Source organism: Streptomyces sp. NBC_00659, assembly GCF_036226925.1.
Taxonomy (GTDB): Bacteria; Actinomycetota; Actinomycetes; order Streptomycetales; family Streptomycetaceae; genus Streptomyces.
In genome coordinates this window covers 4,308,748-4,332,133 of record NZ_CP109031.1, presented here as the reverse complement: position 1 = coordinate 4,332,133, position 23,386 = coordinate 4,308,748, and the positions used below count along the sequence as shown (strand labels likewise).

22 protein-coding genes, 1 tRNA gene and 2 pseudogenes are annotated in these 23,386 nt (G+C 67.5%); 17 read left to right on the top strand and 8 right to left on the bottom strand.

The genetic code is table 11. The features are described 5' to 3' along the window. Positions 1-324 precede the first annotated feature (324 nt). The gene (locus OG410_RS18680) at positions 325-1,704 is read right to left on the bottom strand and encodes a pentapeptide repeat-containing protein (RefSeq protein ID WP_329300229.1); all 1,380 of its coding nucleotides are present in this window, start codon (positions 1,702-1,704) and stop codon (positions 325-327) included. Between the two features lie 954 nt (positions 1,705-2,658). On the opposite strand from OG410_RS18680, the gene OG410_RS18675 reads away from it, so the two are divergent. Further along, the gene (locus OG410_RS18675; RefSeq protein ID WP_329300228.1) at positions 2,659-3,684 is read left to right on the top strand and encodes a hypothetical protein; all 1,026 of its coding nucleotides are present in this window, start codon (positions 2,659-2,661) and stop codon (positions 3,682-3,684) included. 238 nt (positions 3,685-3,922) lie between these two features. Here OG410_RS18675 and OG410_RS18670 read toward each other — a convergent pair whose 3' ends face one another. The 3 genes from OG410_RS18670 to OG410_RS18660 form a co-directional block, all read right to left on the bottom strand. Further along, a complete protein-coding gene (locus OG410_RS18670; protein WP_329300227.1) occupies positions 3,923-4,525 on the bottom strand; it encodes a hypothetical protein in 603 nt (200 codons plus the stop codon). Between the two features lie 408 nt (positions 4,526-4,933). Then, positions 4,934-5,659 carry a hypothetical protein gene (locus tag OG410_RS18665; protein WP_329300226.1) on the bottom strand — a complete coding sequence of 242 codons (726 nt, stop codon included), beginning with the start codon at positions 5,657-5,659 and terminating at the stop codon, positions 4,934-4,936. A gap of 83 nt (positions 5,660-5,742) precedes the next feature. Then, the gene (locus tag OG410_RS18660) at positions 5,743-6,588 is read right to left on the bottom strand and encodes a sigma factor-like helix-turn-helix DNA-binding protein (RefSeq protein ID WP_329300225.1); all 846 of its coding nucleotides are present in this window, start codon (positions 6,586-6,588) and stop codon (positions 5,743-5,745) included. Positions 6,589-7,368: 780 nt separating this feature from the next. Here OG410_RS18660 and OG410_RS18655 point away from each other — a divergent pair. The 12 genes from OG410_RS18655 (at position 7,369) to OG410_RS18600 (ending at position 17,167) form a co-directional block, all read left to right on the top strand. Beyond that, the gene (locus OG410_RS18655; protein WP_329300224.1) at positions 7,369-7,638 is read left to right on the top strand and encodes a DUF6284 family protein; all 270 of its coding nucleotides are present in this window, start codon (positions 7,369-7,371) and stop codon (positions 7,636-7,638) included. Continuing rightward, the gene (locus OG410_RS18650; protein ID WP_329300223.1) at positions 7,635-8,489 is read left to right on the top strand and encodes a protein spdB; all 855 of its coding nucleotides are present in this window, start codon (positions 7,635-7,637) and stop codon (positions 8,487-8,489) included. The genes OG410_RS18655 and OG410_RS18650 overlap by 4 nt, the downstream gene beginning before the upstream one ends. Beyond that, positions 8,489-8,827 (top strand): RRQRL motif-containing zinc-binding protein, encoded by a 339-nt coding sequence (locus tag OG410_RS18645; protein ID WP_329300222.1) that lies wholly within the window; start codon positions 8,489-8,491, stop codon positions 8,825-8,827. The genes OG410_RS18650 and OG410_RS18645 overlap by 1 nt, the downstream gene beginning before the upstream one ends. Positions 8,828-8,856: 29 nt before the next feature. Then, positions 8,857-9,087: a hypothetical protein gene (locus OG410_RS18640; RefSeq protein WP_329300221.1), complete on the top strand. Its 231-nt coding sequence runs from the start codon at positions 8,857-8,859 to the stop codon at positions 9,085-9,087. A 2-nt stretch (positions 9,088-9,089) separates the two neighbouring features. Then, positions 9,090-9,407, top strand: coding sequence for a hypothetical protein (locus OG410_RS18635; RefSeq protein WP_329300220.1), 318 nt, complete (start codon positions 9,090-9,092; stop codon positions 9,405-9,407). A 72-nt stretch (positions 9,408-9,479) separates the two neighbouring features. Further along, positions 9,480-11,591, top strand: coding sequence for an ATP-binding protein (locus OG410_RS18630; protein ID WP_329300219.1), 2,112 nt, complete (start codon positions 9,480-9,482; stop codon positions 11,589-11,591). 204 nt (positions 11,592-11,795) lie between these two features. Beyond that, positions 11,796-12,266, top strand: coding sequence for a hypothetical protein (locus OG410_RS18625; protein ID WP_329300218.1), 471 nt, complete (start codon positions 11,796-11,798; stop codon positions 12,264-12,266). Positions 12,267-12,354: 88 nt separating this feature from the next. Then, positions 12,355-13,047: an SAM-dependent methyltransferase gene (locus OG410_RS18620; RefSeq protein ID WP_329300217.1), complete on the top strand. Its 693-nt coding sequence runs from the start codon at positions 12,355-12,357 to the stop codon at positions 13,045-13,047. Beyond that, positions 13,044-13,880: a bifunctional DNA primase/polymerase gene (locus tag OG410_RS18615; RefSeq protein WP_329300216.1), complete on the top strand. Its 837-nt coding sequence runs from the start codon at positions 13,044-13,046 to the stop codon at positions 13,878-13,880. Before OG410_RS18620 ends, OG410_RS18615 begins: the two co-directional genes overlap by 4 nt. Next, positions 13,873-15,348, top strand: a complete 1,476-nt coding sequence (locus OG410_RS18610) for an ATP-binding protein (RefSeq protein WP_329300215.1) — start codon at positions 13,873-13,875, stop codon at positions 15,346-15,348. The genes OG410_RS18615 and OG410_RS18610 overlap by 8 nt, the downstream gene beginning before the upstream one ends. Before the next feature lie 470 nt (positions 15,349-15,818). Beyond that, entirely contained in the window at positions 15,819-16,019 is a 201-nt protein-coding gene (locus OG410_RS18605) for a helix-turn-helix domain-containing protein (protein WP_329300214.1), read from the top strand. Next, the gene (locus tag OG410_RS18600) at positions 16,019-17,167 is read left to right on the top strand and encodes a tyrosine-type recombinase/integrase (RefSeq protein ID WP_443063766.1); all 1,149 of its coding nucleotides are present in this window, start codon (positions 16,019-16,021) and stop codon (positions 17,165-17,167) included. Before OG410_RS18605 ends, OG410_RS18600 begins: the two co-directional genes overlap by 1 nt. A gap of 67 nt (positions 17,168-17,234) precedes the next feature. Here the strand turns inward: OG410_RS18600 and OG410_RS18595 are convergent. After that, positions 17,235-17,310 (bottom strand) — tRNA-Arg (locus OG410_RS18595). Between the two features lie 297 nt (positions 17,311-17,607). On the opposite strand from OG410_RS18595, the gene OG410_RS18590 reads away from it, so the two are divergent. From OG410_RS18590 to OG410_RS18585, 4 genes and pseudogenes are all read left to right on the top strand, one after another. Continuing rightward, on the top strand, positions 17,608-17,889 hold the full coding sequence (locus OG410_RS18590) for a hypothetical protein (protein ID WP_329300213.1): 282 nt from the start codon (positions 17,608-17,610) through the stop codon (positions 17,887-17,889). 86 nt (positions 17,890-17,975) lie between these two features. Further along, positions 17,976-18,062, top strand: a pseudogene (locus OG410_RS42610) (IS5/IS1182 family transposase); the annotation flags it as partial. Next, a pseudogene (locus OG410_RS42605) lies at positions 18,056-18,225 on the top strand (IS256 family transposase); the annotation flags it as partial. The pseudogenes OG410_RS42610 and OG410_RS42605, both read left to right, overlap by 7 nt. Before the next feature lie 44 nt (positions 18,226-18,269). Continuing rightward, on the top strand, positions 18,270-18,671 hold the full coding sequence (locus OG410_RS18585) for a hypothetical protein (RefSeq protein ID WP_329300212.1): 402 nt from the start codon (positions 18,270-18,272) through the stop codon (positions 18,669-18,671). A gap of 136 nt (positions 18,672-18,807) precedes the next feature. Here the strand turns inward: OG410_RS18585 and OG410_RS18580 are convergent, their stop codons facing one another. The 3 genes from OG410_RS18580 to OG410_RS18570 form a co-directional block, all read right to left on the bottom strand. Continuing rightward, positions 18,808-19,467 (bottom strand): ScbR family autoregulator-binding transcription factor, encoded by a 660-nt coding sequence (locus OG410_RS18580; protein WP_329300211.1) that lies wholly within the window; start codon positions 19,465-19,467, stop codon positions 18,808-18,810. A 221-nt stretch (positions 19,468-19,688) separates the two neighbouring features. Further along, the gene (locus OG410_RS18575; protein WP_329300210.1) at positions 19,689-21,584 is read right to left on the bottom strand and encodes an IclR family transcriptional regulator domain-containing protein; all 1,896 of its coding nucleotides are present in this window, start codon (positions 21,582-21,584) and stop codon (positions 19,689-19,691) included. A 491-nt stretch (positions 21,585-22,075) separates the two neighbouring features. After that, a complete protein-coding gene (locus OG410_RS18570; RefSeq protein WP_329300209.1) occupies positions 22,076-23,350 on the bottom strand; it encodes a M6 family metalloprotease domain-containing protein in 1,275 nt (424 codons plus the stop codon). Positions 23,351-23,386: the final 36 nt, after the last annotated feature.

The window sequence follows — 23,386 nt, the reverse complement described above, 5'->3', positions numbered from 1 at the left end:
CCTGCCTGCCTGGTGCGTGACTGGCTCTCCTGGTACGGCATCGTGCGCCGGTGTTGCCGTCACAAAGTGCCGTCAAGCCAAGGACTTAAGGAGCTGCGCCCGAACCCGGTGCTGAGCACCGATGCCGGACCGGACGCCAACGAGTGGCACCAGCGGCTTTACGTCCGCGCGGTGAACGGGGGCTCATCCCGCAACCTGACTGCAATGCGACGTGAGGTGACGGGGCTCAAGACCGTCGGGGAGCGGGACGTAAAAGCCGCATGACCTGCGGCGATGGCCGCTCATCATCGCCTCAGCCTAGCTTTGGCCGGAGGTTGGTCAGGTTTAGGCGCCCACCGGTACAGGGAGAGAACCCCACCTAAACACGGTGCCGCTGAACGTCGCACGGGTGAAGTCGACTGTGCCGCCGCTGGGCGTCGCACCAGTGAAGTCGACGGTGCCGCCGCTGAACGTCGCATGGGTGAAGTCGACGGTGCCGTCGCTGAACGTCGCGTGGTCGAAGGTGATGGTGCCGCCGCTGAAAGTCGCATGGGTGAAGTCGACGGTGCCGTCGCTGAACGTCGCGCGGTCGAAGGTGATGGTGCCGCCGCTGAAAGTCGCATGGGTGAAGTCGACGGTGCCGTCGCTGAACGTCGCGCGGTCGAAGGTGATGGTGCCGCCGCTGAACCTCGCGCGGTTGAAGGTGATGGTGCTGCCGCTGAACGTTGCCTGGTTGAAGGTGACGGTGCCGCCGCTGAACGTCCCGCGGTTGAAGGTGATGGTGCCGCCGCTGAACGTTGCCTGGATGAAGGTGACGATGCCGCCGCTGAACGTCGCGCGGTCGAAGGTGATGGTGCCGCCGCTGAACGTTGCCTGGATGAAGGTGACGATGCCGCTGCTGAACGTCGCGCGGTCGAAGGTGATGGTGCTGCCGCTGAACGTTGCCTGGATGAAGGTGACGATGCCGTCGCTGAACGTCGCGCGGTCGAAGGCGACGGTGCCGCCGCTGAACATCGCTTGGTCGAAGTCGACTGTGCCGCCGCTGAACGTCGCGCGGTCGAAGGTGACGGTGCCGCCGCTGAACGTCGCACGGCGGAATGAGAGGGTGCCGCCGCCGAATATCGCACCGGAGAAGGAGACCGCTCCTCGAAAGTGGCTCGTTGCGAAGTTGCCCCCGTCGAAGACAGCGCCGGTGAAATTGAAGTCATGCATGCACCAGGTGGTGGCGGCGTCGGGTTCCTGCAGGTGGTCGCGGATGACGCGGATGATGGTCTGCCGGACTTCCCGCTCACCGGCCTTGTGGCCGGGGCCTGTCGGGTCAGGTTCATACGGCATGCGGAGGTAGGCGCACAGGACGTCGATGCACACCTGGCGTTGCTCTGCCCAGTCGTCGGCGAGGCGGGCGAGGGCGTAGACGCCGGCGAGGCGGACGGCGGCTTGGTCGTGGCCGAGCTGTTCGGCGGCGGTGGTGTAGCGCTCTGCGAGTTGGCTTGCGTCTGCCCGGTGTGCGTCGCCCTCGGCGAGGAGCTGTTTGCGGTAGGCGTAGAGACCGGCGAGGACAGCACCGACCAGAGTCAGGGCGGTAACGGTGGCTTTGAGGACGTCATTGATGTTGACCGGCTTGGGCGGCTTCTGGTCGGCGGCCGCCTGCGCGAAGTGGTCGTAGGCGTAGTGGTAGATGCTCCAGCCGAGGGCACCCGCGGCTATCAATGCCACGGGCGCCACGATCCAGACGGGCCAGAGGTTCGGTGTGTACCGGCCCCGAGGGGCCTCGCGCTTGCGCCGGAGTGATGCCACGTCAGGATGATGGAGCCCAGCTGTCGTCCGGGACAGCGACTTAGGGAAAGACGTCGCGGGCCCTGGCCGAGGCGTAGCCCGCTCGCGGCCCGCAGCTCTCCGGCTCGCCCGCAGGGCCGTCAGCCGTTGCTTCCTGCTCCGGCTTCTGAGGACGCTGCGACGCCCGACGACGTCGATGTCAAAGGCCCCCGGGATGATCCTGGGGGCCTCTGATCTGTGTGCACTCGGCAGGATTCGGACCTGCAACCTTCTGATCCGTAGGCGAGTGCACCCGGCCCTACAGGCGGAAAGAACTGGGTGACCGCTCTTGTTCAACGCCTGTGTTGTGTGTCTGGGTGCGCTGACGTTGATATCAGCACACACGCCGCTAGCCGCGAACCGCCGTGATCAGGGCGGCAATCGCTGCGATCAGTCCCGCAACGGGTGTCACCACTGCCAGCCAGCCATTGACGTTGTCAGGGCTGTCGCCGTTAAGCTCGCGAGCGCGAGGGCCTTGAGATTCCATCTTGCCGGTTCTCCAATCTGTACGAGCCGCCGAGGTAGGCCACCAAGCGGCTCGTTCGGACGAGCCCCGCGCTGTCTGCACCGACAGTGCGGGGCTTTCTCACACCGAAATTGAAGCGTGTCCGCTCGTACATGTACGACCATGCGGCCTGATCCGGTAACACCCGGACAGCGAAAGGCCAGTTGACCTAGGCTCTGATGGCCAACAGCGGATGACAGCGGACGTTGCCGGACAGCTACGGACGCTGCCGGGCAGCGAGGCAACGGGGAGTCCTAGTGGATCTAGCGAGTCAGCTCCGAGAGTTGCGTGTGCGGGCTGGCAGCCCTTCATATCGAGTGCTTGAGCGCCTAATCTCCCGCCAAGGCAGAAAACAAAAAATGGCGCGCTCGACAATTCAGGAGAAGCTCTCTGGAAATAGCACGCTCACTCTTTCTCAAGTCTTGTCGCTAGTTGAAGCACTTGCAGAACACGCGATGGATAACGATATGCCCCTGCCCAGTCAAGAGATCAGTCGCGACGTCTGGCGAGATAGGGTATCCGCGTCCTTCAAGACCGAAAGCGAAGCCTCAACAAGGAGTCCAGAGAAAGAAAGTGGGAATTTTAGTGGAATTGATTGGGATACCAAACCGCTAGAGCAAGCAGAGATGGCCGATCTCGTCAACCTAATCAGAGGAGCACAGCGGAGGCCAGTCAGCACATGGCTCCCGCGCCTACTGCAAGAAGTAATGGAAGCCGGGATGGAGATCGACCACTTCCTAAAGCAGGCCGCCGAAGACTCCATTCCTGGCGTCATCCAAACTCTCAAAGAGCTAGAAGACGAATTTCCTTATCTGGCAGCCACAGACAACCCATGGGGCGGGGACGACAGGAATCCGGACAACCTGAAAACAGTCGACTCCTTGCTGCAGTTCACCGTAGAGCGTCACGGGCTAGCAGCATCCCCGGCTGTTATCGTCGGATTGCGCAGGTCAGGGCTTACCCATCACGTAGAAAGATATCTAGAACTGACAGGCACATACTTCCATCCTGAAAATATCCTATCGATATCAGAGCACTTGATTTCAGCTATTCTAACCAAAGACAGCATGCAACTTTTCCATTCAATCGGAAAGCATAGACCAGTACAGCGAATCCCTCAGGTTCTCCAAGTCCTACGTGGCGCAGGTAAAATACTTGCCGCAAAGAAACTGCTACAAAGCATCGGCGACACCAACACATGGCGAATCGAAAGGACTATCGAGGAACTAGAAAACTCAGGCGCTCCGGACGAGGTGCTTCGCGACCTCGCCCTAGGCATCCCGCACGAAAAGCATGATGACTACATTGCACACTTCAGCACTTCTCGGCATGAGAATTTTTCCAAGATGATCCTCGACGTTCGCGACAATCACCCCCTATTCTAGTGAATATAAACAAAGGGAATATCCTTCCGCGATTTACGTTTCTTCGGCGCAGCTAACTGCACGAATGCGCGACAAGGAACGGCCATGGTCGCACCGGCGTATGCAGCCCAGAAGGAAGACGGGAGTGGCCAAGCAATCTGTGGCCGTGAGCGGCGTTCCGCATGACCGCACGTACACACCCGTGCGCTGATGTGCTCTGCCGTTGATGTCAGGGGCTGATGTCAGACACGCCGCCCACTCACGGTGCCGAACTCTCCTTCGGTACAATCTCTAGCCACTTCTCACGGTCGCCCTCGGCCGGCGTTATGGAGATACCGAAGAGGAGAATTGGAGGCTTGAACTGGATCATCAGTGTCCCTGGAGGAGCATCCTCATGGTCCACCGGTTCCACACTCTTGATGAATCGTCCCTCAATCTTGTGGGAATTCCCCGAATCTCGTTCGAAGATGAGCACCCCATCACTGGAAAACAATGCCCGGCCTGCCCCCACCATTTCCGGTGTAGTCGACAGCAAGGCATGAGCCTCCCCACGGGCAACGAGCATCCCCCCAAGGACTGAGGCAACGGCGTCGTCCATGGCCCGCCTTTGCGTCATGGCTACGGGATCACTTCTTAGCGCATGCTCTTGCTTGCGCTCATGAACGACTGTAGCCAGCCCCATAAGCCCCCATCCACCAGCGGCTTGGACCGCAAATCCGATGTCCAGCATCGGGTATCCCTTAATAGGGGAAATCACCAAAGCGACCAGCGACCCCGCCGCGAATCCCATAGCCCACATACCGGTGAACCGTGGAGCGAAGAACATGAGGACCAACAGCACGACCAAAAGGCCGAACGCCATGGCAAGTCCATCTGTCCAGGAAACTGGTCTTACCTCGCCGTCCACCGCCATGCCGAACGGAACGGCAGCTCCCCAGAGAAAGATTAGCCACACCTATACATCACTCCACCCCTAAGCCCTCACAGGAACGGGGGGATTATGACAGAGGTTCCCGCTCCGGGAAACAGGGAAGACCAACGGGCCAAAGGACACCTACCGCTCACGCAAGGCGCACCGTCATCTCCGCTCCGTACAGTCACCGCGCAAGATGAGGACAGTCACTAAGACGCGTTCCCTCTCGCGGCACGCCCTGCGGATCAGCAATTCCGCAGCGCCGATGGGCTGTTGCATCGACACCCGAGTGCGCGACTGTCCGCCGTTGTACGTGGCTGTTGATGTCAGCGCACGCGGCTCTTTCCCCTGGTCAGGTCACCACTGGCAGAACGCAACAGATGCGTCATCGCCGGCCTTGTAGCGAGGCCATCGGCGCCCTGTCGGGTCCGTCGCTTCAACTTCACGCACCCGCTCGATCAGCTCCCGGGGTCCTCCGCGCCGCAGCGATGCAAAGGCATCGGCCCAAGTCGCCATCTCGTACTCGGTGACAAGCCTCGATACCCCGTCGGACATCACTGCGGCCGCGCGCAGGCCCTCTAGTGCCGTCGTACCCGTCAAAGCGTGTTCCGCCGCATCCTGTCCAGCCGCCGCAACCCAGTAGCCCTCCGGCGTGTTGCGCACCTGACGCTGGGCTGTCACGAGTGCTTGCAGCGCCTGTCTGTGCTCGGGTGTGTGTGTCTCGTGGCGCTCAGTCTCGGTCTTCAACTCCGGCAAGATCTCGTCCACCCGAAGATCGGTGATCATTGAGTACCCCGTGGCATCTTCGAAGACGATGGGCGAGTCGGCGAGAACCAGATGGTCAAAGGCGTCCGATCGCTGCCGCAGAATCGCGACCGTGGCGGAGGGCGTACCCGGATTCTTGAGGTCGCATTGAGGGTGCATCCCTGCCACTCGTTCAAGAGCGTCGGCCAAACCGTCAGAGAGCGAACGTTGCGAGTCCGCAAGACTCGCGAGCAGGTGTCCCCCGAGCTGGGCCACGTACCAGGGAACGCCGTGTTGGCATCCTGTGGACAGCCCTGCCGTGCTGAGTCCGTCCAGCACGATAGCGAGCGTTGGCGATCCAGCTACCCAATCCTCGTTCGGGTTAGCTCCGCCGGGGCGAGTGTCCAGACAGACGCGCATGCTCATCCCTCATGTCGGTACAACGGCGTGACGCGGCGGCTCTCCAGCACGGTGAGCGTGTCAGGGTCGTAACGGCAGGAGATGAGCGTCGAGAACCGCTTGGTCCGAACCTCCCTATACAGCTCAGCGAGGTTGTTTTCCAGGTAGTGCACGACACCGTTCGCGCCGATGGCGTGGACGCCTGCGATGTAGAGGAACGTGCCCCGCCCGTCCAGTCGGGGGAGTCGCCCCAGATAGCCGAAGTCGCCCGGCGAGCCGTCCTCGTCCAGGGGCGAGCGGTACTCCTTTCCTGCCTTCCGGTCGAGCAGGTGCCACGCGCGATCCTTCTCAAACCGCAGGTTGTCGTCGCCCTCAAGCACCTGGGCCACGATGGGCGACAGTCGCGGGCCGCAGACCACGACGTGGTTGTCCCTGTTGAGATTGACGATTCCCGTCGTCGGGATCACCTCGTACTCGGCTTCCAGCTTCATGCCACCCAGCAGCTTGCGCAGGTGCTCGAAGTTGTCGAGGTCTTCCCTGGTCACAACCTCGCTGGGGTTCTGGTCGGGTCCTTTGCCGGCTTCGTATTTGCCACCAAGCGAGACCGTCACCCGCCCCGTGCCGAAGAACGCACGCTCGGGGGGCGGGCCGGCAGAGGCTAGCTGACCAACACGCCCGCGACTGACCCCGAGTTTCGTGGCGATCTCAGCCTGAGTCATGCCCGAAGCCTGGGCTTCCTCGATGGCTTCACGCCGAACCCGGGACAGCTCCAAAACCCAACCCTGATACGTCGCCATCAGGTCGATTGCAGCTTTGGCCCTGTCGACCGGTTCCGCGATTTCCGTGACTCGCTTCATGTCGTCGTGCACGGCACTCCAATGCTCGCCTAGGGGGGCTAACGAACCGTACCGCAAGAGGGGGTTGCGCGCAGCCTCGACTTTGCCTACGGTACCTAACAAGCAACTCGGCAACCCCCCCTAAGCAAGATGGGGGGAGTGACCGTCACGCCTCGTTTGACCTGCACTTATGGCGCCCGGAGGAAAGCCCGCGAGGGGGAGTACGAAGAGAGCGTCCGTTGGTTGAGAACTCAACAGTGATTCGAGTTGACGGGTTTCACCCGTCCCCGCTGCGGTCCGGGTGATGGCCGCTGGCAGCAACACCTTTGTGGCAGGCGTACCTGTCTTGCCCCCTGCGTGTCAGCTCTGGAGGAACAGCCGTGTGGGTCATCCCTTCCCTTCCGGGAGGTCAACCGCTCGGGTGCCACCTGGTACGCGCTGCCCTGCTGGCGTCAGAGCAGTGACGATGACGCGCCCGATTCCCCGGCTCGGGACCGGTCCGCCTCGCAAGGGCGGACCGGTGAAGCCGTGTCCCTGCGAACTGCGGGAGGTCGGTCGTGGGTCGACGACATCGACAGGCGCCGCCGGACGGACCCACGGCCGGCGCCTGAACCACCCAGGTCCACTTTCCTGGCTCGCGGCCCTGTGCTGCGGCTGGCTGCCTCTCCCGCCCGTCCGGCCCACGCTCCGCGTGCTGGTCGTACGGACGGGAGTGCGGGGAGCCGGAACCCGACTTCAACGGCGCGCGGCCCCGGTGCTGTAACACCGGGGCCGCTGTTCGGGCCGTTCACCCTGTGAGAGGAACACGACCCAATGAGTCCCATCGTCACTGTTCAGGAAGCTGTTACCGCGTTCGCCGACTTCATGGAGCCGACGGACGCGGAGCTGGACGCGATCGACCTGGAGATGCCCGCGATCCTGGCGGACGTCGACCTGCTCGACGCGCAGATCATCGCTCTCAACCACACGCCGAACGAGCTGGACAGCAGGCGTACCCGCCGCGCGTTCGGACGAGTGCTGATCGCCCGCCGTGAGCTGGCCAACCGCGCCGCCGCCACCGACACGGCGGGTGGTGCGGCGTGAAGGCCAAGACCGCTCTTCCCGCCGTCGCGATGACGGCCGTGTCCATGGTGCTGACTCTGGCCGTAGTCATGATGTGGCTGGGATCGGCGATGCCGTGGCCGGTCGCCCTGGTCGTAGGTCTCGGCATCGACGGGGGATGGCTCGCCACCCTCGCCTACGATCGCCGCCTCGCCGCTCAGGGTGACCACAACCGCGCTGTCACCGGGATCGGTTGGACCTTCGGACTCATCGCGGCCGGTGTCCTCGTAGCGCACGCACTCACCGCCGAGGAGTCCACCGGCGCGTGGCTTGCCGTGGCCTGGCTCCCGATCGCCGCCAAAGCTCTGTGGCTGGTGCACGGGCTGTGGGAGCGAACGGCGCTCACGCCGAACGCGCTGGGAGCGATCAGGGGCATCCAGCAGGAAGCGCGCGACGAGGCGGCCGTGGCCCGCGCCCGACTTCGGGCCGAAGCCACCACGGAGGAGACCCGGTTGACGGCCGTGACGCAGGCTGGCGCCCGCGTCGCCCGAGTCCAGGCCAAGACCGCACAGATCCTCTCCCGGGCCTGGTCGACCCTGGAAACGGCACGGGAGGGCGAGGACACCGGACGGGCGCTGACCAGCGTGACGCACCGCGTCACACCGGACGTCGCACCCCGCTGGGCACTGCCCGTCTGGGGACCCACGGAGCCCGTCTCCGTCTTCACGCTGGCGCCCGCTCTCACCGACGCTGAGCTTGACGCTCTGGTCGATGAGATCCGCAACAGCGAGACGCCGGCCCTGTCCTACCGCGAGATGTCCTCCCGCTTCCGGGCGGCCGGTCACTCCGCCTCCGAGGTTCGCCTCCGCGCGGCGTGGAAGCGCGTGGCGTGATGGGTGCGCTGCCGGTGTTCCGGTGGCGCCTCGCCCCGGACGGCTACGCCACCCGCCGCCAACTCAGGGCCCGCGGCCTGCGCCCCGGCGGCCAGGCCGTGGCTGCTCAGCTCGAACGGCCGCGCCGCCGCCGCGGGCCGCTGGTCGCCTACCTCTACCGGATCGACCTCGCCCGGCCGGTGCGACCGATGACGGCCGGGAAGCGGGCGGCGCTGGCCAAGGCCAACACCGCCCGCCGCATCTGCCCGCAGTGCCGCCGCGATGCCGGATACGTCATCCCGCCCTCGCTCGGGGCCTGCGTGCCCTGCGCCTACCCCGACGACCAGCGCGCCGCCTGAACCATCCCTCCACACCTTGGAGTTCCGCTGTGACCAGCGCCAACGCTGCCCCGGGCAGCATCGAATACGCGTGGCACGCGCACGTGAGCATGCCCGGCCAAGGCCCCGCGTTCGCCCACGGAACCGTGACGGTCCCGATCGCTTACTGCTCCGACCGCGTCACCCGCGAAGTCGCCGCGTGGCTGCGCTCGCAGGGATCGACCGTCCAGCTCGCCGACATCCACCTGATCCTCGCCCCCAACGCCGGAAAGGCGGTCTGACCATGGGCAAGCCCGACACTCGCCGCCTGGACCGGGCGATCCGCGAGACGAACCGAAAGCTCGACGCCGTTCGCAAGGGCGAGCTGTGGCCGCTGACCGGTTCGGAGCGGCGCCAGATGCTCGCCGCGCTCGCCGGCGGCTCCTACCGGGTCATGCGCGGCAAGAGCACCGGCCGCGCCGACAACCGGATCGACTCCGTCTCCACCTCGGCCGAGACGCGGCTGATCGCGGAGATCACCGCGTTGCAGATCGAGCGGCAGCGCATCGTCACCGAGACCGCCCGCGCCAAGGCCGCGAAGAAGTCGTCCGGCTGGTGGTGACCACCCGCCCGCACTGCACTTTCTCCCTTCCCTCTCACCCCGGACACGGGGCAGTCAGGAGCGCCACCAACCATGAGCGACAACGTCGTTCACCTGCACAAAGACACCAACCCCGAGCCCGCCAACGTGACCACGCTGACCGTGGTCCCCGAACCGGCACCCGCGCCGCCCGTCCCGCTGTGGGTCCGCTCCGGCCGCGCCATCCGCACCGCCGTCACGCACGAGACCACCAGGACGACCGCCCGCGCCATCGCCCGCCACACCCTGTACGTCGCTGGCGGGGCGAGGATCGCGGCGAAGCGGACGTGGGACGGGCGGACCGCCTCCCGCTACGAGCGGATGTTCCGGGCGGCCGAAGCCGCCGGGAACCACGAGGTGGCGGCGGAGTGGGAGGAGCGCGGGCAGCACTTCCGCGAGGCCCGCCACCGCCGCCGCATGGACCTCCTCCACTCGCCCGTGGACGCCGCCAAGGGCGTAGCCGTGAGCGCGGGCATGGGCGTCGGGTCGCTGGTCGCCCTCGGGATCGTGATGGCCGTCGCGACGAAGGACGTCACGCAGGTCGTCACCCCGTTGATGGCCACGATCGAGTTCATCAACCTGATCATCACCATCGTGCAGGTGGTGTGGGGCCCTGCCCTCGCGATCGGCCCGTTCCTGGCCCTGCTGGCCTTATGGGCGGTGGGCAGCAGGCAGCAGGCCGCGCCCGCGTGGGCGCTCCCGGCGAATGTCCGCGACAGCGAGGGTGAGCCCATCACGCCGTCGATCGTGATCAAGGCCCTGCGCGACCTGGGCGTGCCTGCGCTGCGCAACGCGATTAAGGACATGGGGGACGCGGGCGCGTCGATGCTCGGTCCGATCCGGATCGCCGGATGCGGCGTCGAGGTCGACGTGACGTTGCCGTCCGGGGTGTCCACGATCGAGGTGCAGAACCGCCGGCGGAAGCTCGCGGAGAACCTGACCCGGCACGAGCACGAGGTGTTCATCACCATCCCGCAGGCCGCCCGCACGGTCCGCCTGTGGGTCGCCGACTCGGGGGCGCTGGACGAGCCGATCGGCCCGTCGCCGCTGGTCACCGACGAGACCATGACCGCCGACTACGCCAAGGGCCGCGCCCCCTGGGGCGAGGACCTGCGGGGCGACGCGGCGGCCCTGTCCGTCTACCAGCGGCACCTTCTGATCACGGGTCTGTCCAACCAGGGCAAGACCGCCGCACTGCGAGCGCTGGCCCTGTGGGTCGCACTGGACCGGTCGGTGGAGTTCTGGGTCGGTGACCTCAAGGGCGTGGGCGACTGGGCCATGTTCGAAGGGCTCGCCACCCGCTTCATCCAGGGCCCGACCGACGACCACGTCATCCAGGTCACGATGATGCTGGAAGACGCGGTGGAGGAGATGAACCGGCGTCTGATGGCTCCGCCCGGAACGCAGTTCCCCGCCCTGATCGTGAACGTGGACGAGGCTCAGGTCGCGTTCATGTGCCCGCTCAAGGACGAGGACAAGCGCCCCTACGGCGGATCGTCGTCCAACTCCCGCTACTTCATGGCCGCCCGCAAGATTCACAACCAGGGCCGCGCGGTCAACGTGCTGCTCTGGCAGGGCACGCAGGACCCGACCGACCAGAACCTTCCCAAGCTGGTCCGCGAGGGAGCCCACACCCGCGCCTCCCTCGCACTCGGCACCGAGTCCCAGTCCCGCATGGCACTCGGCGACAAGGCCGTGAACGGCGGCGCCGCCCCGCACCTGCTGCGCCCCGGACTCGACAAGGGAACCCTGGTCGTCGCGTCCGACGGCATCCAGGCCCCGGCCGGGCAGTCGTCCATCACGGTCCGAACGCACTACATCAGCACCGAGGAAGCACACGCGATCGCCGACCGTGCCAAGGCACTGCGCGACGGGGTCACCACCCTGACCGTCATCGAGCGGGGCGAGGACCGCGACCCGCTCGCCGACATCCTCGCCGCCCTCGGCGACGCGCCCCGGGTCCGCACCAAGGACGTCCTCAAGCGGCTCGCCACGCTGAACGAGCAGGCATACGGCGGCTGGTCGTTCCTGGACCTCAAGCGCGTCCTGGACGACGCTGGCGCGGAGCCCTACAAGTCCGACGGCGTCATGGTCGTCAGCCGCGACCGCGTCGCCCAAGCGCTCGCCAACCGCGACGCGGACGGTTCCGCTTCCGCCGACGGATGACAGGGAGCCGACCCCGGACGGGTCAGGGAGGCAGGGAGAACTCCCTGAACGCCTCCCTGACCCACCTCCCTGGCCCTGAGCTGCACAAATGATCGCTCAGGGAGTCAGGGAGGCACCCCAGGTCAGACCCCGAAAACCCCCTCCACAGCCATCCCGCAAGGGTGTGCCTCCGCCTCCCTGACCGAACACCGGAAGGGATTCCGTATGTACCCCGAACCGTCCGCCTATCTGCCCGCGGAGCGGGCCGTGACCGTCCATCAGCCGCAGCCCCTGAGCCCCTACGACCCGGGCCCGTCGATGGCCCTGGACCCGTACGGCGAGCGTCAGCCTGTGGTGTGGGTGCCCGACGCGTACGGGCGCATGGTTCCCATGCCCAAGCACCTCGCCCCCGCCCCGGTCCTCGCGCCCGAGCCGCGCGACCTGACCCCGCTCCCGCTCCTGGACCCCGTCGCGCAGCGCTTCATGGGCGCCGGACTCGGGGGCGGTGCTCTCGCGGCCGGCATCGGCTACGGCGTGGGCGAGATCGTCAGCGCCGCCGCCGGAATCAGCGGCGGAGCGCTCGTGTGGATCGCCGTCATCGTCCTCGCCCTGCGCACCCCCGCCATCAGTGGCGGCAAGGGCAGCACGGTCAACATCCACAAAGCCGTGATCAAACGCAACCGCTTCTACAGCTAGCTACGCCAAGGGCGGCCCCCGCATCTCGCCAAAGAACGGGGCCGCCCTTGCAATCCAGCACGGTCTCAACGAACTGGAGACATCCAGCATGACGCAACCGACCGACATCCGACGAGTGCGCGGCCGACGGCCCCGCTTACTGGATCTGTTCTGCTGCCAGGGCGGCGCGGGCAAGGGCTACGCGGACGCCGGGTTCGACCTGACGGGCGTCGACAAGGACCCGCAGCCCCGCTACCCGTTCCCGTTCATCCAGGGCGACGCCATCGCCTACGTCCTCGCCCACGGCGCGGAATTCGACTTCATCCACGCCTCCCCGCCGTGCCAGTTCGACAGTGACTGTCAGCGGATCCAGGGCAACGACCACCCCGACCTCATCGCGCCCACCCGTGCAGCGCTGGAGGCTATCGGGCGCCCGTGGGTGATCGAGAACGTGGGCGGCGCCGTCCCCAAACTGAACGCCCCGGTGATGCTCTGCGGCCGGATGTTCGGGCTGGACAACTACCGCCACCGCTTCTTCGAGACCGGCGGCGGCTTCACCCTCACCCAGCCTGACCATGCCGTGCACACGGTTCCGCAGGCGAAGCTGGGCCGACCCGTCCCGCCCGGTCACTACGGGCAGTTCGTCGGCAACTTCTCCGGAGTCCAGGCCGCCCGCGACGTGCTCGGGGTGCCGTGGATGAACCGGGACGGCATCCGCGAGTGCATCCCGCCCGCCTACGCCGAACACATCGGACGCGCCGTCCTCGCCTCCCTCGCCCCGGCCCTGGGGGTGGCGGCATGAGTACGCATCTGCGCACCGCGCTCAGCCTCGCGGCCCAAGGCGTGCCCACGCTGCCGCTGCGCGAGGGCAAGGTGCCGTTCGGGAACTGTCCGGCCTGCGCCAAGAACATCTGTGGCGGTCGGCCGAACATGAAAACTCCCGGCCCCTGCATCTGCCCGCGACCGTGCCACGGTTGGGCCGCCGCCGCCACCGACCCGAACGTCGTCAACGCACCGACGTGGGTGCGGGCGTGGCGGGAAGCGGCGGGCGTGGCTTATCACCCCGGCGGCGCCGGCCTCACGGTCGTGGACCTCGACAACGCGGAAGCCATCGCATGGGCCCGTGCGAGTCTGCCCGCCACCCGGATCGTGCCGACGACTCGGGGTGAGCACTGGCTTTACCGGGGGGCCATGCAGTCCGCCAACGCCGTACGGCCCGGCGCGGACATCAAGTCGTCCATGCAGTACGCGCGCTGGCTCGGTCCCGGCACTGGCACCATCACGGCCTTGCCGGACGCCGTCCAAGCGCTGATCGTGAAGGAACCCACCACGGTTCGACCGGTGCCCGTCACGGTGCCCGCGATGGGCGGGGAATGCCCTCACCGCACGCCCACCTATCTGGACCGTGGGATCGCCATGGCAGAGCAGCGCATCACGGAGGCCCGGGATGCGGTGCACGCCACCGTCTACCGGACGTTCCTGGCCGTGCTGTCCACGCACGGCCGGTGCGGCTGCCTGACCGAGGCGCACACCGCGCGGCTGTTCACCGCAGCGCAGGCCAAGGGCGAATCGCCCCGGCACTGCACTGACGCGTGGACCAACGCCCTGACCACGTTGGGACTGAGCCATGGCTGAGGACGACAAGACTCCCGCCCGCGAGGTCATCGCGGACTACGCGCAAGAGCACTTCCGGTACTTCCGCACGGCCGACGGGACCGTGTACGCGCAGAAGAACGGGCACCCCGTGGCCCGTCCGATCCGCTCCCAGGGCACCACGGGCAGCCACCGGCAGGAACTCATGGTCGGACTGTTCAAGGACGGCATCGGCGTCTTCAACGGGTCCGCAATCAAGGAGGCGTTGGACCTGATCGAAGCACTCGCGCTGACCGAGAACGTCCAGCCCGTGCACATCCGCGTGGCCCCGGGATTCGACGGGGCGACATGGCTGGACCTGGGCCGCGATGACGGGAAGTCCGTCCGCATCCACCCCACCGGCTGGGACATCCTCACCCCCGACCCGCGGGAAGTCTGCTGGCGACGGACCCAGCTCACCGGCGAACTCCCGTTGCCGGTCAAGGACACCGACGGCAAGGGCATCGACCTTCTGATGCGGCTGTGCAACTTCGCCAACGCGGAAACCGAATGCCTGGCCATCGCCTGGCTGATCGGCTGCCTCGGTCCGTCCGTACCGGTCCCCGCGCCGTTCCTCACCGGGCCACAGGGAGCGGGCAAGTCCACCGGCGGCCGGATGCTCGTGCGGATCATCGAGGGAATGAGCGGCGATCTGCGGCGGGCGCCGAAGGACGAGGAGAGCCTGATCGCGGCGGTGGCGGCGGGATGGGTCACCGCGCTGGACAACCTCTCCCACGTGACGCCGGACCTATCGGACGCGATGTGCTGCATCGTGACCGGCGCCGAGAGCGTCAAGCGAGCCCTGTTCACCGACGGAGACGTGTTCCGCGTCGGCTACCGCCGGCCTCTACTGCTGACCGGTATCGACGTCGGTGTCATCCGGCCCGACCTCGCGGACCGGCTCCTGCCGCTGCGGTTGGAGCGGCCCAAGGTCCGGCGCACCGAGGCGGAGCTGTGGACGGACTACGCGGAAGTTCTGCCGGTCGTCCTCGGCTCGCTCCTGGACCTCACGGTCAAGGTCCGCGCGGCCGAGGCGGACACCCCGACCGATCTGCGGATGGCTGACTTCGCCCACCTGTGCGCGCAGTTCGACGCCGCGACCGGGCTCGGGGCGCTCCCCGCGTACCGGGCGAGTCTGGACGACCTGAACGACGACGTGATCGAGGGTGACCTCCTCGCGCAGACCGTCCTCCGGCATGCCGACACCATCGAGCCGGGCACGGCGCAGCGGATGACGTCCACCGAGTGGCTTTCCTGCCTCAGCCGCCTCTACAGCGGCGAGGATTGCCGTTCCCTGCCCAAGGGGTGGCCGACCACCGGCAAAGTCCTCTCCGACCGACTCAAGCGCCTCCAGCCGACGCTCGCCGCCCGGGGCGTCCTTGTCGACTCGGGTCGCACGAGTTCCGGCCGCTACCTCGAAATGATCCGCACGCTCCCGCGAGCCCCGCATGAGCAAGCGCGGGCGTTCTGACCTGCGGCCCGCGCGCTCAAGCGAACAGCAAGAGGAGCACGTGCTCCTCTTGCTGTTCGGCGGAACGCCGCCCCAAGGTCGCGCCGCGCAGCGGCTCCTTCTTCGCTCTGTGAGGCGCACCGAGGTACTACAGGCAGCCCCTTCTTTGTCCTAAGAGGGAAGACGCTGCGTCATGTGTGTCAGACGGGCCGGGAAACGGCACCTGAGCTGCGGAAACAGGTATGACGCAGACGGCTTGCTCTGCGTCATCCTGCGTCATCTGCGTCATCTGCGTCATCCGATGACGCACCCCATGACGCTGCGATGACGCACGCCCTAGCTGCTGCGTCAAGCAAAACCGCAGGTCAGAGCCCCGAATGACGCTGCCGACGCAATGACGCAGAAATCCACACCTCGGACACACGCGGGCTACTGAGAAGCACTGAAACCCGACCCATTCGCAGGCTCCGCCCTCTCCCGGAGGTCTCAACGTGCTGACCGTAGTCGCGAGCGGTCCCCAAGCCCTCACTGTCCCGGAGGTCATGACCGCTCTGCGGCTTAGCCGCAGCAAGGTCTACGACCTGATCCGCTCCAAGCAGCTCCCGAGCTACACGTCCGGCCGTGCCCGCCGCATCCCGGTCGACGCCGTACGCCACTACATGCAAGACCGACTTGAGGAGAACGCAGCCTGATGGCCCAGCGAAAGAGGAACCCCAATGGCGCTGGCAGCATCTGGCAGCGCAAGGACGGCCGTTACGAGGCACGCGTGTACGTTCCTCAGCCCGACGGCACCCGCAAGCGCAAGACCGTGTACGGGAACACGTGGGAAGAGTGCGACACCAAGCGGCAGGAGTTGGTTCGCCGCGACCGCCAGGGCATTCCGACGCCAACACGGTCCGCCAAGCTCTCCGAGTGGCTGCCGTACTGGTTGGAGCAGCACATCGAACCGCGCCGCAAACTCAGCACGTACGACAAGTACGAAACTCACGTCCGCCTCTACCTGGCCCCCGTGCTGGGCACGAAACGACTGGAGACCCTGAGCGTCGCCGACGTACGCCGCTTCATCACCCGCATGCAGAGCACCCACACGGCCGCGACCGCCAAGGAAGCACACCGAGTGCTGCGTACGGCACTCACTGCGGCTGTGCGCGAGGAACTGATCACGCGGAACGTCGCGTCCCTGGTGGAACCGCCACGTGTGAAGCAGCGGGAGATTCGGCCGTGGACGCTGGAGGAGACGTTGACCTTCTTGGAGGCGGCCCGTCGTGATCCGCTGTACGCCGCATTCGTGCTGGCCGTCACCATGGGCCTGCGTCGCGGTGAGCTGGTGGGCTTGCGCTGGTCGGACCTGGACTTAGACAACCGCGCTCTGCACGTGCGCCAACAGACCCAGCGACGCAGGGGCACGCTGTACGACGACGACCCCAAGAGCCGCCGCAGCCGCGTGGTGCCCATGCCCGCGCTGTGCATCGCGCCGCTGCGCTGGCACCGGTTGCGGCAGCGGGAGGCGTTCGCACGCACGGGCGTCGCATGGTCGGAGAGCGGCTACGTCTTCGCCACGCGGAACGGCCGGCCGGTCGAGCCGCGCAACGTGTACCGCTCGTTCACACGGGTCGCCGCCGATGCAGGGCTGAGGGTGGTCCGGCTTCACGACGCCCGCCACGGCTGCGCGACGCTGCTGACGGCGGCCGGCGTCGCGCCGCGCGTCATCATGGAGATCCTCGGACACAGCCAGATCAGCATCACGATGGACGTCTACACACACGTCGTGCAGGACACCCAGCGGGAGGCGATCAGCCACATGGACCGCCTGCTCAGGCGCCGTCGACCGGCCGCCTGAGTGGCGACTGCCGTCAAATGGTGCCGTCAAAACGGCCCGGACCATGATCGGTCCGGGCCGTTTTGCCTGGTGCCCCCGGCAGGATTCGAACCTGCGACACCCGCTTTAGGAGAGCGGTGCTCTATCCCCTGAGCTACGAAGGCCGGGATCTGTCGGAAACGTGTCTGAAAGTCTGCCGGGATCGGCGGACCGCTCAGGCTTGTTTGGCGACAGGTCATGGCGGCAGCCCGTGAGGGCACAGCCACCGCGGTCAGTGTAGCGGGTGGTGCCTGATCCGAGGGCGGAGAGATGTGCGCACCGGCTCAGGCGGCGAGCGCGTGGGTGATCTTGGCTCGGGCGACGGCGTTGTCGGCCAGGCGTAGCCGAGAAGAGCGACTGAGGGAGATCGCCCCCGGTACCGCCATGTCGAACCGGCTGACCGGAGCGACCTCCGGAGCGCCGTGCTACGAGCCGTCCGGGAGGCTGCACCGCTCCTGAAGAACGCGGTCATCAGCCCGCACTGGGAACCGATTCCCGGCGCGAGCGCGCTGGCCGCGGTCGAGGAGGTTGTCGCCGACACCGATGCCGACCTCGGATTCCGGATGTTGCTGCGGTTGCTCGACGAGGTGTCCCCGTCTCTCACCCAGGAGCAGTACAGCCATTACCAGGCACTCGGCAGGCGGTTCGGCTACGGCGAGGACCATGTCACCGAGAAACTGGAACAGCTCATTCGGCAAGGTTGACCACCGGGCGGCAGGGGCGGGCACGGCGCGCCCCACCTGTCCCAGGAAGATGCGTCAGCGGTGCGGCCAGGCCGACGGGGTCGCCTCAGGTCGTCATTGATGCCGACCCCCGGCTCGTCGTCGCCGTCGGTCGGCCATTGCCCGGCACCCGCAACGACTGCAGGGCATGGGAACGGTGATCGCCTCGGTTGAGGCCATCGAGGAAGTGCAGCCCGCCGGGATGCCGGGGGCCCCGGACGACCAGTTGATCGGACAACTCGTGGACCGTGCGAGGCTGGCGGGATCAAGCTGACCGGTGAGGGCGGGCTGTTGCAGCAGCTGACGAAGAGGCTCTTGGTACAAGAGAGGTGAAGCAGATGTCGACCCCTTCAAATGATGACGTGAGTTCCGCCGTCATGTTCAAGTCCGACCGGACCTTCAGAGTCTGGCGTTATGGGATCGGGCATTCTCAGCTGCTCCTTCGGGCAGTTCCCGACAGCGTGGACACCGTTTGCCTGGACCTTCTTTTCGAAGATGTGAGTGCCATGCAGTTGGTCCAGCATTACAAGTCGATCGAGCTCTGCTTCGCGAGCAAGACCGAGACTGAAGAGATTCTCGGTTTCTCTGGAATCACCCCGTCCAGCAGAGAGCTCCATCTGCCGGTCGTCCTTCGGTCCAGAAGCGGATCAGGGTTCGTGCTGTGCCGAAACGTCACGGCTGAGCGCGGCGGAGAAGACCCCGTCGGATCCGCCTTCGAAGGCGAAGACCGCAGCGTCATCTGGACCACCCGCCCGCAGTCGTAGGCGGACGGCGAGACTGCCTCGACGAGTAGCGCCCCACTGCCGCACGGCAGCGGGGTGCTACTCGGCGGAGGTCGGCGAGACCCAGATCTACGCGGTGCTTGCCGCGCTCGAGGAGGCGCGGCTCTTGGAGGGCCGTTCAGCTGGTCGGGAGGCCCGAGAGGGCCGGGCGGGTCAGGTGGAGCATGCGGGTCAGCCACAGGTCGCCTGCCGCCTGGGGGGAGCGGGAGGCGCAGTGGGGGGCCGAGGCGTGTCGCGGGTGAGGGGGCCGGGGAGTGCCGGGGCGCGCGGGGAGGTGGGGCAGGGCCGTTGTGCCGGTGATCATGGACAGCATCAGTACGGCCGCCGCCCCGACATCGACGTCGGGGAGGAGTGAGCCGTCGTTCCGGGCCCGGTCCAGGATCCCGTGCAGGGCGCCGAGCCAGTTGGCGTGACAGTGGAGTGACGGGTCGTCGGGAGTCCTGATCTCCTGGGCCAGACGTGCCCCCGCGCGAACGATCGTGTCGCTTTCGATGAGGCCCACGACGGTGTGAGCCATGGCGGTGGCTATTTCGAACGCCGGCGTCTCGCGCCGCGCCAGCTTCCCCAGTGCGGCCCCCGACGTCGTGCAGGCCTGCGCCTGGACCGCACGGGCCAGGTCGGACTTGGCCGCGAAGTGGAAGAACAGGGCGCCCTTGGTGATCTGGGCCCGTTCACTGATCGCGGACAGGGTGGCCCGTTCGTAGCCGGACCGGTCGAACACGGTCGAGGCGGCCCGGATCAGGTTGCGCCTGGTCCGCTCGGACCTCTCCTGCCTCACCACGACGCGACCACCCGGACGCTCCTTGTCGTTCGGCTGCTGTTTGTCCTTCCGTGAGCGACGCTAGAAACCCGCTTTTGGATCTGTCAACGGGGCCTGTGTCGCGCAGATCATCTTCACGCCAGGTGGCAACTCCCTTGGAGATATGGCTGGTTGATGAGGGAAGGGTGAAGAGGGAAGGGCGGAGAGGGGCAGGGGAGTTCGGTGGACCGGTGGTCCGCTCAGCTTTGCGGTACCCGGCGGAAGCGGCCCGCGATGTGCAGGTCCGCCTCGATGCGGGTCGCTGTCGCCCGGAGTTCGGGCAGCACGTCGCTGACGCAGGCCTCGGCGGTGCGGCGGCTGCTGTGCATGGCGACGTTCACCGCGGCCACGGTCCGTCCGGCGAGGTCGCGCACCGGGACGGCGATGGATCGCAGCCCCCGCTCCAACTCCGCCTCGACCAGGGCGTATCCGGCCGTCCGCACCCGGTCCAGTTCGGCCCTGAACAGCTCCGGGTCCGTGCCGGTCCGCCCGGAGACGGCCTCGGCCGCGCCGGCCAGCATCTCCGTCGCACGGGGCTCCGGAAGACCGGCCAGGATCGCTCGGCCCAGCGAGGTGGCGTACGCGGGCAGCCGCGTGCCGACGGTGACGTGGACGCTCATGATGCCCCGGGTGGAGACGTGCCCGGTGTACTGGATCTCGTCGCCCGTCAGCACCGCGAGCGACACCGAGTCGTGCAGCCGTTGGGAGAGTTCGGTCAGATGCGGGGCCGCGATCTCGGGGAGCGTGGTCCGTGAGAGTGGCGGGAAGCCGAGCCCCAGGACGCGCGGGGTGAGGCGGAAGACGCGGTCGTGCGTGGTGACGTATCCGAGGTGTTCCAGCGTGATCAGGGCGCGGCGCGCGGTCGCGCGGGCGAGTCCTGTCGCCTGGGCCACCGCGGTGAGGGTCAGTTCGCCGCGTCCCTCGCCGAAGGCCGTGATCACGGTCAGGCCCCGCGCCAGCGACTCGATGAACTCCCGCCCCAGTTCCTGCTTGGAGGCGCCGGTCCAGTCGGCGAGCCCGGAGGGGGTGGTGGCCTTCCCCGAGGGTTCCGTGCTTCCCGAGGGTTCCGTGCTCCGTGCGCTTCCGGGGCTACCCGCGGTTCCCGGAATTCCCGCGGTTCCGGGGCTTCCGGCGCCGATTGTGCCGATTGTGCCGCCTGCGCCGCCTGCGTCACCCGTTCCGGTCGGTGCGTCGTCGCTCTGCGTGAGCTCGGGCTTTCGCTCCGGCGTCGGTTCGTCGTCGCGTGCCAGTGCCCGTTCCATCTCGGCCACGGCCGTCCGCAGGCACGGCAGCAGCGCGTCCCGCAGTCCGGTGGCGCTGTGCCGGCTCGTATGGCTCACCACGTTCACCACGCAGGCGATCCGCCCCGCCTCCCGTACGGGCATCGAGAGCGCGACAAGGCCCGGTTCGATGAGCTGGTCGTCCAACGCCCAGCCGGACCTGGCCGCTTCTGCCGTCCGTTGCTCGAAGTCGTCGCCGAGGGTGGGGCGTTGGGAGGCAGGCAGAGCGGAGGTGTCCGTCCTGCCCTCGTACGGCCTGCTCCGTGCGGGCACGGCCGGGAAGCCGCGGTCCTCCGGATCGGCCGCGCGGCGCTCCCGCCAGCGTGTCCACTCCTCCTCGCCCCACTCGGTCGCGAACAGCGGTCCCGGTGCGGTGCGTTCGGCGGGGAGCAGGTCGCCGATGCGGAACCTCAGGGACATCGCGCGGCGCCGGGTCGTCTGATGGATGAAGCGGATGCCGTCCCGGTCGCAGACGGCGATGGACACCGACTCGTCGAGTTCGTCGGCGAGCGCGTCGGCGTACGCGTCCAGGACACGGGGAAGCCGGAGGGCGGCGAGATAGGCGTTGCCGAGCTCCGTCAGGCGGGGGGCGAGTACGGCATCCCGGCCGTCCAGGCGCAGGTAGCCCATGCGTGCCAGGGTCGCGGTGATCCGGTCGACGGTGGACCGCGCGAGCCCGGTGGCCCGTTCGAGTCCGCTCAGACTGGCCGAACCGTCCGCCTCGGTCAGCCTGCGCAGTACGGCGAGCCCGCGGATGAGCGGCGTGACCGCCTCGTCCGGCACTTCGGCCCCGGCGGCGGTACCGGAGCCGGACACCGCGGAACCGTTGCCCGTCCCGGCCGACGCGCGGTTCGCCGGCGTGACAGGGGACGGCGACGTGGGGCTCGATGGCCTGGAGCCTGATGGCCTGGAACTTGATGGACTGGAGCTTGATGACCTGGGGCTTGACGGCATGGGCTCTCCGGTGGGGCTCTCAGAAGAGTCACTGTGCGGCGGATCTCGGACGAGTCACCGGTGGCGGATCTCAGAAGAGCCACGGTAGTGCTTGCCCGCCCGATGAAGCAGGTGGGCAAGGTGGGCCGCTTCCGGGTACGGGCGCCGGTCTGCCGAGCGCGCCCCCTCCGTCCGACGGCGCTTCGGGCCTCCGTCCGGCTGGGCTCCGGGCCTCCGTCCGGCTGTACCTCGGGCCTCAGTCCGGCTGTCCGGCTGTCTCGGGCTTCCCCGCCCGGGTCGTCGGCGGTTCGCCCCGAGCTCGGCCGTGCGGCCGTTCGGTCGTCCGTCCGCCGGTCCGGCGGCTCGCCCCGTGCTCAGCGGCGCGTCACGTACACCCGGTACTTCCCCGCGGCGTCCGCCGACGCGACCTGGACGGTGAGTCCCGCCTTGGCGACCTTGAAGGTCTGACCGGGGGAGAAGGGGGCGTCGGAGAGTTCCGCCTGCACATTGGGTGAACGGGTGCATCCGCCGCTGTCGCGGTGGGAGTCGTACACCGTGACGGGCCCGTTCCCGGTGTCCACGTCCGCGTCGACCTTGTAGATGAGGATGCCGGAACGGCAGACGGCGGAGTCGTTGCCCGCGCGGGTGCGCAGTTCGAGGACGTATCCGCTGCGGGGGCCGACGGGTATGACGACGAGTTTGGCGCCGCCCCGCAGGGCCATCGGGGTCAGTGTGTACTCGCTGGTGCCGTGTGCGGCCGCGCAGCTCACCTGGGAGGCGTCGAGCCAGCCGAGCTTCCACTTGTGCCAGCCGAGCAGGTCGTTGTCGGCCCCCCAGTCCTCGCTCATGATGTCCCAGTGCCCGACCGCGCCGCCGCCGTCCTGGGTGTAGAGGTCGGGCAGGCCGAAGGTGTGACCGTTCTCGTGGGGGAGTACGCGGTAGCCGGTGTCGGCGTAGGAGCCCGAGCCGTCGTCCTGGCGGCTGTAGACGAAGGACGCGTTGGCGACCGGGACGCCGTCGGCCACCGGCGCCTCGGTGTTGCCGGCGAAGGTCACGGACAGCACGGTGTCCAGCGCGGAGGGCCCGGCATTCGGTGTGACCAGCACGTTCAGGATGTCGTACGACCGGAAGTCGACCTCGGGATCGGCCGTGGCCACGATGTCCTGGACCAGTTCGCGGTACCCGGGGTCGAAAGGCGCGCCGCGTTCTATCCCGTACGCCTTGAAGGGCTTGGGCATGCGCAGCCAGTGCCGGACGGGGGCCTTGGGCCGGTAGTCGAGGCGGCCGTAGGAGGCGGTGCGGAACCATTCCTGCGTCTTCGGGAAGAACTCGTCGTACCGCTCGAGGGCGCTGCCCTTGCCGGGCGCGTCGGAGAAGTCGACCATCAGCGTCAGAGCCCGCAGGGTGCCGGTGGAGCGGGCGTATCCGGGTGCGGTCGGAATCCCTTCCCCCATCTGGACGTCCGTCGGGCCGTTGATCAGGCAGGGGCCGAGCGCCGTGGAGCGGGCCAGCGCCGCGGAGCCCGCCGTGGCGGAGCCGGCCGTCAGATGTCCGGTGCCCGCGGAGGTGCTGACCGCCAGCGTCAGAACGGTCACCGTGGCCAGCGCGGCCACACGGCGCGGGCGTATGCGGCGGCTGGACGGCAGCATGCAGGGGCCCTTCGCTCCACGGCAGCCACCGGTCTC

Coding starts and splice junctions, on each gene's coding strand:
- OG410_RS18675 (WP_329300228.1), top strand. CDS start 2,659: ATGGCGCGCTCGACAATTCAGGAGAAGCTCTCTGGAAATAGCACGCTC.
- OG410_RS18670 (WP_329300227.1), bottom strand. CDS start 4,525: ATGGCGTTCGGCCTTTTGGTCGTGCTGTTGGTCCTCATGTTCTTCGCT.
- OG410_RS18655 (WP_329300224.1), top strand. CDS start 7,369: ATGAGTCCCATCGTCACTGTTCAGGAAGCTGTTACCGCGTTCGCCGAC.
- OG410_RS18645 (WP_329300222.1), top strand. CDS start 8,489: ATGGGTGCGCTGCCGGTGTTCCGGTGGCGCCTCGCCCCGGACGGCTAC.
- OG410_RS18635 (WP_329300220.1), top strand. CDS start 9,090: ATGGGCAAGCCCGACACTCGCCGCCTGGACCGGGCGATCCGCGAGACG.
- OG410_RS18630 (WP_329300219.1), top strand. CDS start 9,480: ATGAGCGACAACGTCGTTCACCTGCACAAAGACACCAACCCCGAGCCC.
- OG410_RS18625 (WP_329300218.1), top strand. CDS start 11,796: ATGTACCCCGAACCGTCCGCCTATCTGCCCGCGGAGCGGGCCGTGACC.
- OG410_RS18620 (WP_329300217.1), top strand. CDS start 12,355: ATGACGCAACCGACCGACATCCGACGAGTGCGCGGCCGACGGCCCCGC.
- OG410_RS18615 (WP_329300216.1), top strand. CDS start 13,044: ATGAGTACGCATCTGCGCACCGCGCTCAGCCTCGCGGCCCAAGGCGTG.
- OG410_RS18610 (WP_329300215.1), top strand. CDS start 13,873: ATGGCTGAGGACGACAAGACTCCCGCCCGCGAGGTCATCGCGGACTAC.
- OG410_RS18600 (WP_443063766.1), top strand. CDS start 16,019: ATGGCCCAGCGAAAGAGGAACCCCAATGGCGCTGGCAGCATCTGGCAG.
- OG410_RS18570 (WP_329300209.1), bottom strand. CDS start 23,350: ATGCTGCCGTCCAGCCGCCGCATACGCCCGCGCCGTGTGGCCGCGCTG.